This is a genomic window from Snodgrassella sp. M0351 (assembly GCF_016100575.1).
Taxonomy (GTDB): domain Bacteria; phylum Pseudomonadota; class Gammaproteobacteria; order Burkholderiales; family Neisseriaceae; genus Snodgrassella; species Snodgrassella alvi.
In genome coordinates, this window is record NZ_JACFSG010000002.1 from 206,053 (window position 1) to 221,340 (window position 15,288).

The window sequence follows — 15,288 nt, forward strand, 5'->3', positions numbered from 1 at the left end:
AATAAAACCGTATGTCACTATTAACTGACCACCAATATGCTCAGAATAGATGCAGGTAGTGTTGTCTACGGTTTAATTGAGTAAATTTGTGCTGCTCTGGTGATTTGGCAGCACTAAGACGAATGTGTTTTGATTGTTTAAACCAGAATATTAAAGGTAAATTATCCCAGAATTTTACTTGCAATACGCGAATTTTATGCTATTCCGGCCATTTCGGGCAGTCTGAGAACATGCGAGTAAAATAACTGGCTGGTTTATTAGAAAAATTTTCTGACGGCAAGAAATAAAGAAACACCATTGCTGTTATGCAGAATTAATCTGTTAACTACAATGGTGTCAAATGGTTGAATTATACCGGATGCAGGTAATGAATCTGCTGGTTACTGCTGCCGCGCCAGACTAGCGCCGGATCTTTCAGTTCCTGTATGAATTTACCGTCGATAAGGGTGTTGATTTCATTTACAATCTGCATTTGCGCCGGTGATAATTCTGCCAGTGTGTAGCCTGTCCATAACCAGATGTCTTTATGTTCGGTTTCCTGCCGTACCCGTCTGACCAGTTTCAGGATAGCATTCAGGTTATGCGGGTGCAGCGGATCTCCGCCGGTGAGCGACAGCCCCTGACGCACAATACGTTTGTCGTTAAGGTCGCTGATAATCAGCTCTTCCATCTGCTGGTCAAATGGCTTACCGGAATCTGTCCGCCATGTGGTGGCGTTATAGCAGCCCCGGCATTTGTGTTCACAGCCGGCTACGAACAGCGTACAGCGGGTTCCGGGACCGTTGACAACATCAACCGGATAATACTGATGATAATTCATACTTACAGTGCACCACATTGCTGACCAAGGTGTTTGACCCGTCGTTTGACTTCTTCCTGTTTGCCAGCATTAAACGGGCGGGAATCCGGACTGCCCAGATAACCGCATACACGTCTGGTAACGGATACCCGTGCAGGATCATGATTGCCGCATTTCGGGCAGACAAAACCTTTGCTGGTACAGGAAAATTCACCGCTGAATCCACAGTCGTAGCATTCATCGATCGGTGTATTGGTTCCGTAATAGGGGACATAATGGTAGCTGTAGTCCCATACGTCCTCTAATGCTTTAAGATTGTGCTGTAAATTCGGATATTCCCCGTAGCAAATAAAACCGCCACTGGCCATTTTCGGATAGGGTGCTTCAAAATCGATTTTATCGTAAGGATTAACCTTTTTCTCAACATCCAGATGGAAGCTGTTGGTATAGTAACCTTTATCGGTCACACCATTGATAACTCCGAATTCGGCAGTATCAAGCCGGCAGAAGCGATCACACAAGTTTTCACTGGGTGTGCTGTACAGGCTGAAACCATAACCGGTTTCAGCTTTCCAGCGGTCGGCAGTGTCACGCAGTTTTTGTACGATAGCAATGGCTTTCTCGCGCAGGGTTTCGCTATCAAAAACATGTTTTTCGGTACCATACAGGGCATTAATGGTTTCGTGCAGACCGATGTAACCTAGTGAAATTGAGGCACGGCCGTTTTTGAATATTTGAGCTACTGAATCATCGGCATTCAGACGTACCCCGCAGGCACCCTCCATATACAGAATCGGAGCTACTCTTGCTTTGACATTTTCAAAACGGGCAATGCGTGTCATCAGTGCTTTGCGGCACAGTTGCAGACGTTCATCCAGTAACTGCCAGAAACGTGTTTCATCATATCTGGCTTCTATGGCGATACGGGGCAGATTCAGGCTGATAACCCCCAGATTGTTCCGTCCTTCATGGATTTGCTCCCCGTTTTCTTCATAGACACCAAGGAAACTGCGGCAGCCCATCGGGGTTTTGAAGGAACCGGTAACAGCGACAACCTGATCATAGTTAAGAATATCCGGATACATACGTTTGGAAGCGCATTCCAGAGCCAGTTGTTTAATATCGTAGTTAATATCATCGGCTTTGTGGTTAATACCATCTTTTATGCTGAATACCAGTTTGGGAAAAACGGCTGTTTTGCCATTTTTACCAAGGCCTGCGAGGCGATTGCGTAAAATAGCGGTTTGTATCAGCCGGCTTTCCCAGCTTGTGCCCAGCCCAAAGCCAAAGGTTACAAAAGGAGTCTGACCATTGGCCGTATGCAGGGTATTAACTTCATATTCCAGTGACTGAAAGGCGTCATAACACTCTTTTTCAGTACGTGCGCGTGCATAGTCGTTTGCATTGGCAATCTGCCATTCAGTTGCTACTGCCAGATGTTTGTTGTAGCTGGCACGAACAAAGGGAGCCAGTACTTCATCAATACGGTTGATGGTGCTGCCGCCATAAATATGGCTGGCTACCTGTGCAATGATCTGTGCTGTTACCGCAGTGGCAGTGGCAATTGATTTCGGCTGCTCGATTTCGGCATTACCCATTTTGAAGCCGTTAGTCAGCATGCCTTTCAGGTCAATCAGCATGCAATTGAACATCGGGAAAAAAGGCGCATAATCCAGATCATGGTAATGGATTTCACCCCGTTCATGTGCCAGTACCACATCGCGTGGCAGCAGGTGCTGTTGTGCATAGTGCTTGGCGACAATGCCGGCCAGTAAATCGCGCTGTGTCGGAATAACTTTACTGTCTTTGTTGGCGTTTTCATTAAGCAGACTAAAGTTGGTTTGTTCAACCAGACCCTGAATTTCACGATTTAGACGACTGCGTGATTCACGTGCCACATCGCGGGAATGGCGGTATTCAATATACGCACGGGCCAGTTCCTTGTACTGTCCGGCCATTAACTGGTCTTCAACAGCCTGCTGGATATCATGAATATCAATATATTCACGCTCGGCAAGATGACCGGCCACACTTTCTGCCACCTGATGGCAATAATCGATATCGTTAATCTGTACTGCTTTGGCTGCTTGTTGTATGGCTTCTTTGATGCGGGCTGTATCAAAAGGTACGTGACAACCATCTCTTTTAATTACAATGGGTTTCATGCTGATTATCCTTCTGCTGCCTGTAATAACCGGCAGCAGTTACTGCATTGTTATTAAATAATAACAATTTGTCTGATCACAGTGCTTATATGTAAAAATACTATATTTAGTGTTTAAATGCTGTTGTTGCGCTTTTTTTTACTATATATGGGATTTGTATGATGAATAAAGCAGCATTTTTCACATTTATTTGATATAGCGCATCATTCATGGTTGACATGGCTATTTATTATAGATAAATCATTGGTTTATATTATTGAAAACAAAGTGTAAAAAATGGTCATTTCTTGCCTGCAACTGAAATGCTGATATCTGTAACCAGCTCGTCTGAAATCTCTGTTAGAAGGTAACAGGTCTGAATTAGATAATTTTATTTTCAGTAATATGCTTATTGTCATTATCAGATGATTGCTATGCAAGTAGCCTAAGTTAAATCAGATGGGGATACTTATAATTGACAACCGGGTAAACAATACAGTTTGCCATCGGTAATGATAGTGAATCTTATATACAGATAAATTTGAACATGGTAGGTGCCTGATAAATGCAGGAATGCCTATCAGGCGAAATTGAGCTGCTATGCTTTTATAAATGTGCAGACAGGTGATGGCTGTAAAAACGCATACAGCCAAACTAATCAGTTGGATTGGTAAATGAACCCTAGAATAGATGCGATAAATTACCAAAAAACAAATAAAAAATAACAATCAGATAATGGCAGGATACCGGCAGCAGAATGCCCGCATTACCGGACATTCTCATGCACATAAAGTAGGCAAAATCAGGTGTTATTTTGCCGATAATCACCTGTTATGAAAAACTATTTGCTTTGCTGGTATAAAGGCAGAATCATGACCGGATAAGCAAAGATAAAAGGTATAAAAATAAGTGATTTATGAGCAGAATCGCAGAGACGCTTTGACTGCTACTGCGCCCATTTGCGACACAGAGCCAGAATATCTGCACCGAAATTTCTGATTTTACTTTCACCTAATCCATAAATATGGTTTAAATCAGCCAGTGTGGCCGGCGGATGCCGGACTAAATCCTGTAATGTCCGGTCGGCAAAAATGGTATAGGCTGGTACATTGTTTTTGCTGGCGCGTTCTTTACGCCAGTTGCGCAGCGTTTGCCACAGACGTTCTTCGCGTTCAGTACGCAGCCAGGTATCAGTATTGCGATTGTTGCGGGTTTTATCATGCTTCAATGGTCGCAGCCAGACCTGTTGCTGGTTTTTTAATACTGCCCGTGCCTGCTCAGTAAGCTGTAATGCCTGATTGGCTATATCAACATTCAGATACCCTGACGCAACGCATTGCCGTACCACTGTACGCCACTCTTTAACTGTTAATTCACTGCCTATACCGAAAGTAGATAAATGCTGGTGTCCGCAGCGTATTACCAGGTCTGTTTCGCGACCGCGCAAAACATCAATCACATGTCCGGTAGCAAAACGCTGTTTTACCCGATACACGCACGAAAGTAATTTTTGTGCCAGTACAGTGCCGTCAAATCTGCTGGGCGGATCAGTGCAGTTGTCGCAATGTCCGCAGGACTCACCTTCCTCTCCGAAATAACGCAGCAATAGCCGGCGGCGGCAGTCTGCAGTCTCACAAAAGGCCAGCATGGCATCGAGTTTTTGTAAATCAATGCGTTTTTGCGCTTCATCGCGCTCAGCAAGCTCAATCCGTTCGCGCAATAGTACCCAGTCATTCAGACCATAACACAACCAGCTGGTAGCAGGCAGGCCGTCACGGCCGGCACGCCCTGATTCCTGATAAAAATGTTCAATGCTGGCAGGCATATCAAGATGGGCAACAAAACGTACATCCGGTTTATCTATACCCATACCAAATGCTACTGTTGCTACAATAATAATGCCATCTTCCTGTGTGAAGCGGCGCTGATTCCGGCTGCGTATTTCCCAGTCCAGTCCGGCATGATAGGGCAGGGCGGTCAAACCGTTTTCGCTTAGAAAAGCAGCAATATCTTCCACACGCTTGCGTGACAGACAATACACAATACCATTCTCTCCGGACATCTGGCTGCGGATGAATTGTAATAACTGTTTCTTGCCGTTGTTTTTTTCAATAACCTGATAGTCAATATTCGGGCGGTTAAAGCTGGAAACAAATAATCGTGCGTCTGTTAAATCCAGATAGTGCTGAATATCTGCTCTGGTGACATTATCTGCTGTGGCGGTAAGGGCAATACGCGGAATACCGGCAAATTCGTCTGCCAGAATGCTCAGTTGCTGATATTCAGGGCGAAAATCATGTCCCCACTGGCTCACACAATGAGCCTCATCAATCGCAAACAGGCTAATACGGGTGTTGTGTAAAAACTGTAAAAAACGCGGCATAACCAGACGTTCCGGTGCTACATATAATAGCTTCAGATGCTCAGCCGCGATTTCATCAGCAATACGCTGTATCTCTTCACCACTGGTGCCTCCGTGTACACAGGCAGCAGAAATACCATTGACATTCAGAGCTGTAACCTGATCCTGCATCAGTGCGATCAGTGGTGAAATCACAATAGCGACACCATCGCGCATTAATGCCGGAATTTGATAACATAAAGACTTGCCCGCGCCGGTAGGCATCAGTACCAGTGCATTATGACCGCTGGCTACTGTGTCGATAATTTCTGCCTGTTGTCCGCGAAATTCCGGATAGCCGAAAACATCGTGTAAAATTTGCTCGGCATGGGTCACAAAACACCTGTTACATTTAATCTGAAACGGGTATTGTACTGCAATTTACCTTTATTTCCGACAGTTACCTGATGGCTGTTGCAAGGAATTAGCATGAAAATCATTTATTTCCGTCACCTGATAACCAGTTTGGCTGTTTGTGCTATTCTGGCTGCATGTACTACCACCAATGTTCCGAAAGCCAGCGGCAGCTGGGTTGAGCTTGGTGTATCCGCCAGTGGTAATATCCAGTATGCGCTTGATAGCGGCAGTATTAAACGCCAGGGTAATCTGGTTACTTTCCGCGATCGCAAAACCGTTATCGACCCTAAACAGCAATATTACAGTAACACACCGGCTTATAAAACCGCACTGAGTACAACACAGATTGACTGTAGTCGTAAAATATTCCAGGTACTTGATGTAGAGTTGCTGGATGCGCATGGCGAACTGATCCGTCAGGATCATTTCGGTGAAACAGACTTGCGCCCGATGGGTATTACCAGTGGTTCAGCTTCCGAACAGCAATATCAGCATGTATGTGCACATTAATTCTAATTAAGATTAATTCTGATTAAGAAAGTTAGCAGGCATGAAAGTAAAATATAGCTTGTGGTTGATTTTAGGTCTGGCGGTTACGGCATGGGCTGAATCTCCTGCCGATGTAGAGTTACTCAGTGCTCAGAAAGCTTATCAGGCGGCACTGTCAGCACAAAGTGCCAGCCAGAGTAAAGCATTGCAATTGCAAACTCAGTTGCAATCGGCGCAGTTACAGCTGAAAAATGCACAGGATAATGTTACTCGTCTGCAAAATGATTTTAATCAGGCTGATGTTCAGCGCCAGCAGGCTGATGCTGCATTACAGGCAGCTGGTACCAGACTGGATGCCGCATGGCAGGGTGTGCACGGCCGTTAAAACAGACAGGCTGCAATAACTGCCGGGGTGAAAAATCTCTTTGCATTTTTACATGCCTGACAAATGGCAACAGCTCGCGTAAAATAGCACTATTTTGCTCAGGCATTGTTTCTTGAAAAAACAATGCTATGGAATCAACTGTTGTCAAATGAATTATCCGATTGAATACGATGTAATTGTGGTGGGCGGCGGACATGCCGGTACAGAGGCGGCTTTGGCCACTGCGCGTATGGGTGCGCAAACATTATTACTTACCCACAATATCGAAACTCTGGGACAAATGTCGTGTAATCCGTCTATCGGCGGCATCGGCAAAGGTCATCTGGTGCGCGAACTGGATGCGCTGGGCGGAGCAATGGCGCTGGCTGCTGATTACGGAGGTATTCAATTTCGTCGCCTGAATGCATCAAAAGGACCGGCAGTACGTGCAACACGGGCACAGGCCGACCGTATTCTGTATAAAGCAGCTATCCGTTCCATGCTGGAGAATCAGCCGAACCTGCAATTATTTCAGCAGCAGGTAGAAGATATTGTTGTGGAACATGGCTGTGCTGTCGGGGTAATGACGGCAATGGGTGTTATATTCCGTAGTCGTGCAGTGGTGCTGACGGCAGGTACCTTTCTGGCTGGTAAAATTCACATTGGTCTGGAAAACTATGCCGGTGGCCGTGCCGGTGATCCGGCTGCCCAGCGTTTATCAGGCTGCCTGAAAGAACTGAATTTGCCGCAGGGACGTCTGAAAACCGGTACCCCGCCAAGAATTGATGGTCGCAGTATTGATTTCAGCCAGCTTAAAGAACAGCCGGGCGACAATCCGGCACCAGTATTTTCAGTACGTGGCAGCCGGGAGATACATCCGCAGCAGATTTCCTGCTGGATTACTCATACTAATAGTCACACCCACGATATTATCCGTAGCGGTTTCGACCGCAGCCCGATGTTTACCGGTAAGATTGAGGGAGTCGGTCCACGTTACTGTCCTTCTATAGAAGATAAAATCAATCGTTTTGCCGATAAAGAAAGCCATCAGATTTTTCTGGAACCTGAAGGGCTGAAAACACACGAATATTATCCGAACGGTATTTCTACCAGTCTGCCGTTTGATATTCAGTTAAAGCTGGTGCATTCAATGCCCGGATTGCAGAACGCACATATCCTGCGCCCCGGTTATGCCATTGAATATGATTACTTTGATCCGCGTAATCTCAAGGCCAGTCTCGAAACCAAAAATATAGCCGGACTGTTTTTTGCCGGACAGATTAACGGTACTACCGGTTATGAAGAAGCCGCCGCTCAGGGCTTACTTGCCGGAGCCAATGCTGTATTATATCTGCGTGAAGCTGAACCACTCGTATTGCAACGTGATCAGGCTTATTTAGGTGTACTGGTGGATGATCTGATTACTAAAGGCGTTACTGAGCCGTACCGCATGTTTACCAGCCGTGCCGAATACCGTCTGCAATTGCGTGAAGACAATGCTGATATGCGTCTGACCGGTCTGGGGCGAGCTGTTGGTCTGGTAAATGATGCGCAATGGCAAATATTTCAGCGAAAACAGGAAGCAGTTGAGCGCGAACTGCAACGCATGAGTCACACATGGTATACACCATTGAATCTGCCACTGAGTGATCAGCAGCGAGTGCTGGGTCAGCCTCTGAGTAAAGAATCCAGTTTGCTGGATATGCTGCGCCGGCCTAATGTTAGCTATGCTGACTTAATGACTTTACCTGATGCACAGCAAGAAGTACTTGAAGCCGATGCGGCTGAGCAGGTAGAAATTCAGGCCAAATATCAGGGTTATATTGAGCGGCAAAATGAAGAAATCAGCCACCGTCAGAATCTGGAAAAACTAAAATTACCGGCCAGCATTGATTACACACTGGTAAAAGGCCTTTCCGCAGAGGTACAACAAAAACTGAATCAATTTCGTCCCGAAACAGTTGGACAGGCTTCACGTATATCCGGTATCACACCGGCGGCAGTCGCATTACTGATGGTGCATCTGAAACGGGGTTTTGAGGGAGCAAAAAAATATGAATGACATGAAAACCATGTTGCAACAAGGTTTGCAGCAGATGAATATCGAACTGACTGTTCCGCAGCAATTACAATTACTGGCCTTTGTAGAGCTGTTGAAAAAATGGAATAGTACCTACAATCTGACTGCACTGCGCAATGATCAGGATGTTATCAGTCATCATATTCTCGACAGCCTCACTCTTTTGCCTTATGTAGAGCATGCCAGAGGCCTGATTGACGTAGGCAGCGGCGGTGGTATGCCGGGCATACCCGTAGCTATAGCACGCCCTGATTTGGCTGTCGCCCTGCTTGATGCTAACAGCAAAAAAACATCATTCCTGCAACAGGCAGTAATCGAGCTGGGCTTAAGTAATGTGCAGGTTATAACGGCACGGGTAGAAGCCATGGTTGGTGAGCAGTTCGATGTCATTACCAGCAGGGCTTTTGCTGAATTGAATGATTTTGTTACCATCACTAAACAACTGATGGCAAAAGGCGGTTACTGGGCGGCTATGAAGGGAGTTTATCCCTATGAAGAAATTGAACGGTTACCTGAAAATACAGAACTGATCCGGGTAGATAAACTCAGCGTACCGCATCTGGATGCAGAGCGGCATATGGTTCTGGTACGCAAGAAAGAAAGTGCATGAGTGCGCATATTATTGCAGTAGCCAACCAGAAAGGCGGGGTAGGTAAAACTACAACCGTAGTTAATCTGGCCGCTTCGCTGGTGGAAAAAAAGTCCAGAGTTCTGATAGTTGATCTCGACCCTCAGGGTAATGCCACGACTGGTAGTGGCATTAATAAAGCCAATGTAACCAGCGGAGTTTATGCTGTATTGCTTGGTAATGAAACTATTCAGCAGGCCATTACTTCTGCTCAGCATGGCGGTTTTGATGTTTTGCCTGCTAATCGTGCTCTGGCAGGTGCTGAGGTGGAGCTGGTGCAGGAGTTGGCGCGGGAAATGCGCCTGAAAAATGCACTGGCACAGGTGGCAGATCAGTACGATTACATTATCATTGACTGCCCGCCGACACTGACTTTATTAACCATTAACGGTCTGGTTGCAGCACAGCACATTATTGTACCCATGTTGTGTGAGTATTATGCACTGGAAGGTATTTCCGATCTGATTGCCACCGTGCGTAAAATCCGCCAGGCCATCAATCCGCAACTGGATATTTTAGGTATTGTCCGTACCCTGTACGACCCGCGCAGTTTGCTGGCAAAACAGGTGGACGAACAGCTGGGTACCCACTTTCCCGATAAGCTGTTCAGTACACCGATTCCGCGTAATATACGTCTGGCTGAAGCACCAAGCCATGGCATGCCGGCCTTGCAATACGATCCTCGTGCCACTGGTACCAGAGCCTATCTGGCACTTGCTGATGAGGTATTGCTGCGTACCAGCAAATAAGCAGTTAATAAGCATAAATTAAATGTATTTATGTAATAACAGCCTTTGCCACAATGTGGTGTTAATCCGGAAATTAAAGAGCAATACATGGTAAAAGCAAAAGGTTTGGGTGCAGGACTGGATGCCCTGCTTGGTTCCGGTAGCGATATTACCGGAGGGGATCGTTTAACAACAGTAGCAGTTACAGATATTATTCCCGGGCGTTATCAGCCTCGAACCCAGATTGATGATGAAGGGTTACAGGAACTGGCTGATTCAATTCGTGCTCAGGGCGTTATTCAGCCAGTAATCGTACGTGAAATGGGGCTACATCAGTACGAACTTATCGCTGGTGAGCGTCGCTGGCGTGCTGCTCAGCTTGCCGGGTTGCAGGAAATACCCGTAGTCATCAAAAGTATTACCGATGAAGCTGCGCTGGCCATGGGACTGATTGAAAATATCCAGCGGCAGAACCTGAATCCTATCGAAGAAGCCCAGGGGTTGAAACGTCTGGTAGATGAATTCGGTCTTACACATGATACAGTAGCCAAAGCAGTCGGTCGCAGCCGCAGCAGTATTTCTAACAGTCTCCGTTTACTTAACCTTCCTCAGCCGGTTCAGGACCTGATGTATGGCCGTCAGCTGGAAATGGGACATGCCAGAGCTTTATTAACTTTGCCGGTTATCCGGCAGATTGACCTGGCACAGAAAGCGGTACAAAATGGCTGGTCAGTGCGGGAAGTTGAGCGTCGCTGTCAGCAAATTCAGGCTAAATCGGAGACTGCCAAACGTCATCCGGCAGAAAAAAGCAGTGAAGTTCAGCAAATAGAAGCGGCACTTGAGCAGCGTTTTTCTGTGCCTGTGCAGGTGCAAAGTAAAAATCAGCGCAGCGGCCGGATTATTCTGCAGTTTGATAATCCGGAAACTTTAAGTCATTTATTACAGAAACTGGGACTAGAATAATTCCTGCAAACAGAAATTAACTGTGGCAAAATTGTTCAGTTGGGTTATCAGTTCAAGCAATATTATAGAAATATATAGAAAAATTAATTAATTAGGTGTATTTAATTTAACAAAATTTCACAAAATTACTTGACGATATTGTATTAGTTGATTATATTATCGCAGCTTACCGAAGTGTTTTTCAGGGTAACAGAATGAAGTGGATCATGTTTTGGCAAACAGTCATGTTGTTTGCCGCAGTTTGCGTGTCCGCATGGTTGTGGAATTATTCTGCTATCTGGTCAGCAGTATTAGGTGGGCTGTGTTACCTGATACCTACATTACTGGCGATATTAACTATTATTGCTGCAAAAAAATTACCGGCGCTATTACCTGCAACACTGTTAATAGCCGAGATTAGCAAAATTCTGATGATATGCCTGATGATGTTACTGGTGTATGTATGCTATTCCGCTGTTAACTGGTTTGCTTTCCTGACAGGACTAATACTGGTCAGTCAGGCTGGATTGTTCACATTTAGAAAAAGATTGTTATTATGAGCGGCACAGAGATGACTCCGGGCGAATATATTAGCCATCACTTAATTAATTACACCCAGAAATCACCAGATTATCAGACAAATATGGTTGATTTCTCATTTCTCAATCTGGATACACTATTCTTTTCCATTCTGACCGGTGTAATCGCTTCTGCTATCTTGTTTATAGCAGCCAGACGTATGAAAGCAGATGTGCCAACCCGTTTTCAGGCTGCAATTGAACTGCTGATTGAATTCGTTAGTGGTATCTGCAAGGATATGATTCATAACGAGAAATCTCGTAAGATTATTGCTCCTCTGGGGCTGACTGTATTCATGTGGATTCTCTTCATGAATATCATGGATTTATTGCCGGTGGATTTACTGCCATGGGCATGGCAGCATGCTACCGGTGATCATCATGCTTATCTGCGTGTGGTACCTACCGCCGATCTGAATACCACCATGGCCATGGCTATTTCAGTCTTGTTTTTATGTATTGTTTATAATATTAAAATCAAGGGGCTGGGTGGCTGGATTCATGAATTATTCAGTGCGCCGTTCGGTAACAAAGTTTGGTTGTTTATCCCAAACTTTCTGATGAATATTATTGAGTTTTTCTCCAAAACCCTTTCACATGGTATGCGACTGTTCGGTAATATGTATGCCGGTGAAATTCTGTTTATGGTTATTGCCTTAATGGGTGGTGCATGGGGTATGTCCGGTGCCGCCGGTGTCAGTGATGTTGTGCTGTTTATCCTGCAGATTATTGCAGGTCTGGCATGGGCTATATTCCATATTCTGGTAATCGCCCTGCAGGCCTATCTCTTTATGGTACTGACTTTTGTTTATCTGGGTCAGGCTCACGATTCCCATTAAGGGTCAGTTTATTTGTTGTAGTATTCTCTTTTCTTTATATTTAAGGAGTTAAGTAAATGGGTGGTTTAATCGCTATCGCTTGTGGTCTGATGATTGGTATTTCTGCAATGGGTGCCTCTATCGGTATTGGTATGCTGGGTGCAAAATACATGGAATCTTCTGCCCGTCAGCCTGAATTAATGAACTCATTGCTGGGTAAATTCTTCATTATCATGGGTATGATTGATGCTGCGTTCATTATCTCCCTGGGCGTATCATTCTTATACTTTGCCAAAATTGGCGGCTGATAAACTTGGATTTGCTGGTTGTTAACTGTTTTAATTAATAAACACAAATTCTAAAGGTTTAATCGTGAATATCAATGCAACCCTAATTGCACAAGTACTCGTTTTTGTCATGTTTGTGCTATTTACGATGAAATTCGTATGGCCGCCCATTGTCAAAGTACTTGATGCCCGTGCCGACAAAATTGCCGAAGGTTTGGCTGCTGCCGAACGCGGGAAAAACGATTTTGCTCAGGCGGAAAAACGTGTTGCTGATATCTTAGCCGAGGGTCGCAGTCAGGTCTCCGAAATGGTGGCCAATGCAGAAAAGCGTGCCGCGCAGATTGTTGAAGATGCCAAAACGCAGGCATCAGAAGAAGCTGCCCGTATCATGGCTCAGGCAAAAGCTGATGTTGAGCAGGAAGCCAACAGAGCCCGTGAAGCACTGCGTCAGCAGGTAGCTGATTTGGTTGTTAAAGGTGCCGAATCTATCCTGCGCAGCGAAGTTAATCCTTCACGTCACGCTGATTTACTGGCGAACCTGAAACAGGAGCTGTAATCCCATGGCTGAGTTCGCAACCATAGCCAGACCATATGCAAAGGCATTATTCAGTCTGGCACAAGAACAGAATCAAATTGAGTCTTGGTTGGACGAACTGAAAACACTGGCTGAAATTATTCTGCAACCTAAAGTGCAGTTACTGATTGACGAGCCGGAATGCGAATACACAGAAAAGGCAAAACAAATCCTGTCATTAGTGGATTTTACGCCGGCTGATGAATTAAAAAATTTCATCTTTCTGTTAGCGCAGAACAAACGCTTAACAGTTTTGCCAGAAATTTATACGTTATTCCAAGACTATGCTTTGTCCCTAAACGACATAAAAGAGGCCACTGTATATACGGCTTATCCCATTGACGAACAACAATTTACACAAGTCGTTTTAGATATGGAAGCCCATTTCAAAAGCCGGTTGAAAGCGCGTCAGGTGGTTGCCCCGGAATTGATTGGTGGCGTAAAAGTAGAAGTTGGTGACCAAGTATTGGATTTGTCGGTGCAAGGCAGATTAAACAGCCTGCATACGGCATTGATGAATTAGGAGAGTTTTCATGCAGCTTAATCCTGCTGAAATTAGCGATTTGATTAAAGCTAAAATCGCAAACCTGAACGTTGATTCAGAATTACGTACCCGCGGTACTGTAATGTCTGTAACTGACGGGATTGTGCGCGTTCACGGCTTATCAGACGTGATGCAAGGTGAAATGCTCGAGTTTCCCGGCAATACATTTGGTCTCGCCATGAACCTGGAGCGCGATTCTGTAGGTGCCGTGATTCTGGGTGAATCAGAACATATTAAGGAAGGTGACGAAGTTACCTGTACCGGCCGAATTCTGGAAGTACCGGTTGGCCGTGAACTGATTGGTCGCGTAGTTGATGCACTTGGCCGCCCGATCGATGGCAAAGGTCCGATTAATACTACACACACCGCTCCGGTAGAAAAAATTGCTCCCGGGGTGATTGCGCGTCAGTCTGTAGATCAGCCAATGCAAACCGGTTTGAAAGCCATTGACTCAATGGTACCGATTGGTCGTGGTCAGCGTGAGCTGATTATTGGTGACCGTCAGACTGGTAAAACAGCCGTGGCACTTGATGCCATTGTTAATCAGAAAGATACCGGTGTTATCTGTATCTATGTTGCTATCGGTCAGAAAGCTTCTTCCATTGCCAGTGTAGTACGTAAACTGGAAGAACATGGTGCCATGGATCACACCATCATTATTGCTGCCACTGCATCAGAAGCAGCTGCACTGCAATATATTGCGCCATATGCCGGTTGCAGTATGGGTGAATATTTCCGTGATAACGGCGAAGATGCGCTGATTGTATACGATGACCTGTCTAAACAGGCTGTGGCGTATCGTCAGATTTCCCTGCTTTTGCGTCGTCCGCCAGGTCGTGAGGCTTATCCGGGTGATGTATTCTATCTGCATTCACGCTTGCTGGAACGCGCTTCCCGCATTAATGCACATGAGGTAGAAGAACTGACTAAAGGTGCCGTTAAAGGTAAAACCGGTTCTCTGACTGCTTTGCCAATTATTGAAACTCAGGCCGGTGACGTATCTGCATTCGTACCTACTAATGTAATTTCGATTACAGACGGTCAGATATTCCTGGAAACAGACCTGTTTAACTCTGGTATTCGTCCTGCTATCAATGCCGGTATTTCAGTATCCCGTGTAGGTGGTGCAGCACAGACTAAAGTCATTAAAAAGCTGGGCGGCGGTATTCGTCTGGCACTGGCACAGTACCGTGAACTGGCTGCATTCTCGCAGTTTGCTTCTGATCTGGATGAAGCTACCCGTAAACAGCTGCGTCATGGTGAAGTTGTGACGGAACTGATGAAACAGAAGCAGTTCAGTACACTGAGCACAGGTGAAATGGCGCTGACACTGTGGGCGATTAATAACGGCTCTTATGATGATGTGCCGGTATCAAAAGCATTGGCCTTTGAAGCAGAATTTTTAAGCTATGTGCGTACCCAGTGTCCGAATGTGTTACAGGACATTGATACAACCGGCGCTTTGAGCGATGATAATGCCAAAGCATTGGACAACGCCATGAAGACCTTCAAATCGTCTTACAGCTTTGCGTAAGCGTGTTATTGAAAGGAGTCT

Annotated in this window: 15 protein-coding genes; 12 read left to right on the forward strand and 3 right to left on the reverse strand. The window is 45.5% G+C overall.

Translation table 11 applies throughout. From position 1 onward, the window contains the following. Positions 1–349: 349 nt before the first annotated feature. The 3 genes from nrdG to recQ all read right to left on the reverse strand — a co-directional run bounded on the left by nrdG (position 350) and on the right by recQ (position 5,680). Positions 350–820: an anaerobic ribonucleoside-triphosphate reductase-activating protein gene (gene nrdG / locus H3V01_RS08695; protein ID WP_174830724.1), complete on the reverse strand. Its 471-nt coding sequence runs from the start codon at positions 818–820 to the stop codon at positions 350–352. 2 nt (positions 821–822) lie between these two features. Continuing rightward, complete coding sequence (gene nrdD, locus H3V01_RS08700; RefSeq protein ID WP_198186550.1) at positions 823–2,964, reverse strand: anaerobic ribonucleoside-triphosphate reductase; 2,142 nt, start codon at positions 2,962–2,964, stop codon at positions 823–825. A 925-nt stretch (positions 2,965–3,889) separates the two neighbouring features. Further along, the gene (gene recQ, locus H3V01_RS08705; RefSeq protein WP_037394741.1) at positions 3,890–5,680 is read right to left on the reverse strand and encodes a DNA helicase RecQ; all 1,791 of its coding nucleotides are present in this window, start codon (positions 5,678–5,680) and stop codon (positions 3,890–3,892) included. Positions 5,681–5,773: 93 nt separating this feature from the next. On the opposite strand from recQ, the gene H3V01_RS08710 reads away from it, so the two are divergent. From H3V01_RS08710 to atpA, 12 genes are all read left to right on the forward strand, one after another. Further along, a complete protein-coding gene (locus tag H3V01_RS08710) occupies positions 5,774–6,211 on the forward strand; it encodes a surface-adhesin E family protein (protein ID WP_198186551.1) in 438 nt (145 codons plus the stop codon). A 40-nt stretch (positions 6,212–6,251) separates the two neighbouring features. Beyond that, positions 6,252–6,575 (forward strand): hypothetical protein, encoded by a 324-nt coding sequence (locus H3V01_RS08715; protein ID WP_025331633.1) that lies wholly within the window; start codon positions 6,252–6,254, stop codon positions 6,573–6,575. A gap of 148 nt (positions 6,576–6,723) precedes the next feature. Next, on the forward strand, positions 6,724–8,616 hold the full coding sequence (gene mnmG, locus H3V01_RS08720) for a tRNA uridine-5-carboxymethylaminomethyl(34) synthesis enzyme MnmG (RefSeq protein ID WP_198186552.1): 1,893 nt from the start codon (positions 6,724–6,726) through the stop codon (positions 8,614–8,616). Continuing rightward, on the forward strand, positions 8,609–9,244 hold the full coding sequence (gene rsmG / locus H3V01_RS08725; RefSeq protein WP_025331631.1) for a 16S rRNA (guanine(527)-N(7))-methyltransferase RsmG: 636 nt from the start codon (positions 8,609–8,611) through the stop codon (positions 9,242–9,244). The genes mnmG and rsmG overlap by 8 nt, the downstream gene beginning before the upstream one ends. Then, a complete protein-coding gene (locus H3V01_RS08730) occupies positions 9,241–10,011 on the forward strand; it encodes a ParA family protein (RefSeq protein WP_025331630.1) in 771 nt (256 codons plus the stop codon). Before rsmG ends, H3V01_RS08730 begins: the two co-directional genes overlap by 4 nt. A gap of 87 nt (positions 10,012–10,098) precedes the next feature. Beyond that, positions 10,099–10,953 carry a ParB/RepB/Spo0J family partition protein gene (locus tag H3V01_RS08735; protein WP_198186553.1) on the forward strand — a complete coding sequence of 285 codons (855 nt, stop codon included), beginning with the start codon at positions 10,099–10,101 and terminating at the stop codon, positions 10,951–10,953. Positions 10,954–11,159: 206 nt separating this feature from the next. Next, complete coding sequence (locus H3V01_RS08740) at positions 11,160–11,492, forward strand: ATP synthase subunit I (RefSeq protein ID WP_198186554.1); 333 nt, start codon at positions 11,160–11,162, stop codon at positions 11,490–11,492. After that, positions 11,489–12,349 (forward strand): F0F1 ATP synthase subunit A, encoded by an 861-nt coding sequence (atpB, locus tag H3V01_RS08745; protein WP_025331628.1) that lies wholly within the window; start codon positions 11,489–11,491, stop codon positions 12,347–12,349. Before H3V01_RS08740 ends, atpB begins: the two co-directional genes overlap by 4 nt. A gap of 56 nt (positions 12,350–12,405) precedes the next feature. Continuing rightward, positions 12,406–12,636 carry a F0F1 ATP synthase subunit C gene (gene atpE, locus H3V01_RS08750; RefSeq protein ID WP_025331627.1) on the forward strand — a complete coding sequence of 77 codons (231 nt, stop codon included), beginning with the start codon at positions 12,406–12,408 and terminating at the stop codon, positions 12,634–12,636. A 64-nt stretch (positions 12,637–12,700) separates the two neighbouring features. Continuing rightward, entirely contained in the window at positions 12,701–13,171 is a 471-nt protein-coding gene (locus tag H3V01_RS08755; protein ID WP_025331626.1) for a F0F1 ATP synthase subunit B, read from the forward strand. 4 nt (positions 13,172–13,175) lie between these two features. Next, the gene (locus H3V01_RS08760) at positions 13,176–13,712 is read left to right on the forward strand and encodes a F0F1 ATP synthase subunit delta (protein ID WP_078475494.1); all 537 of its coding nucleotides are present in this window, start codon (positions 13,176–13,178) and stop codon (positions 13,710–13,712) included. Positions 13,713–13,722: 10 nt separating this feature from the next. Next, on the forward strand, positions 13,723–15,267 hold the full coding sequence (atpA, locus tag H3V01_RS08765; protein WP_025331624.1) for a F0F1 ATP synthase subunit alpha: 1,545 nt from the start codon (positions 13,723–13,725) through the stop codon (positions 15,265–15,267). Positions 15,268–15,288: the final 21 nt, after the last annotated feature.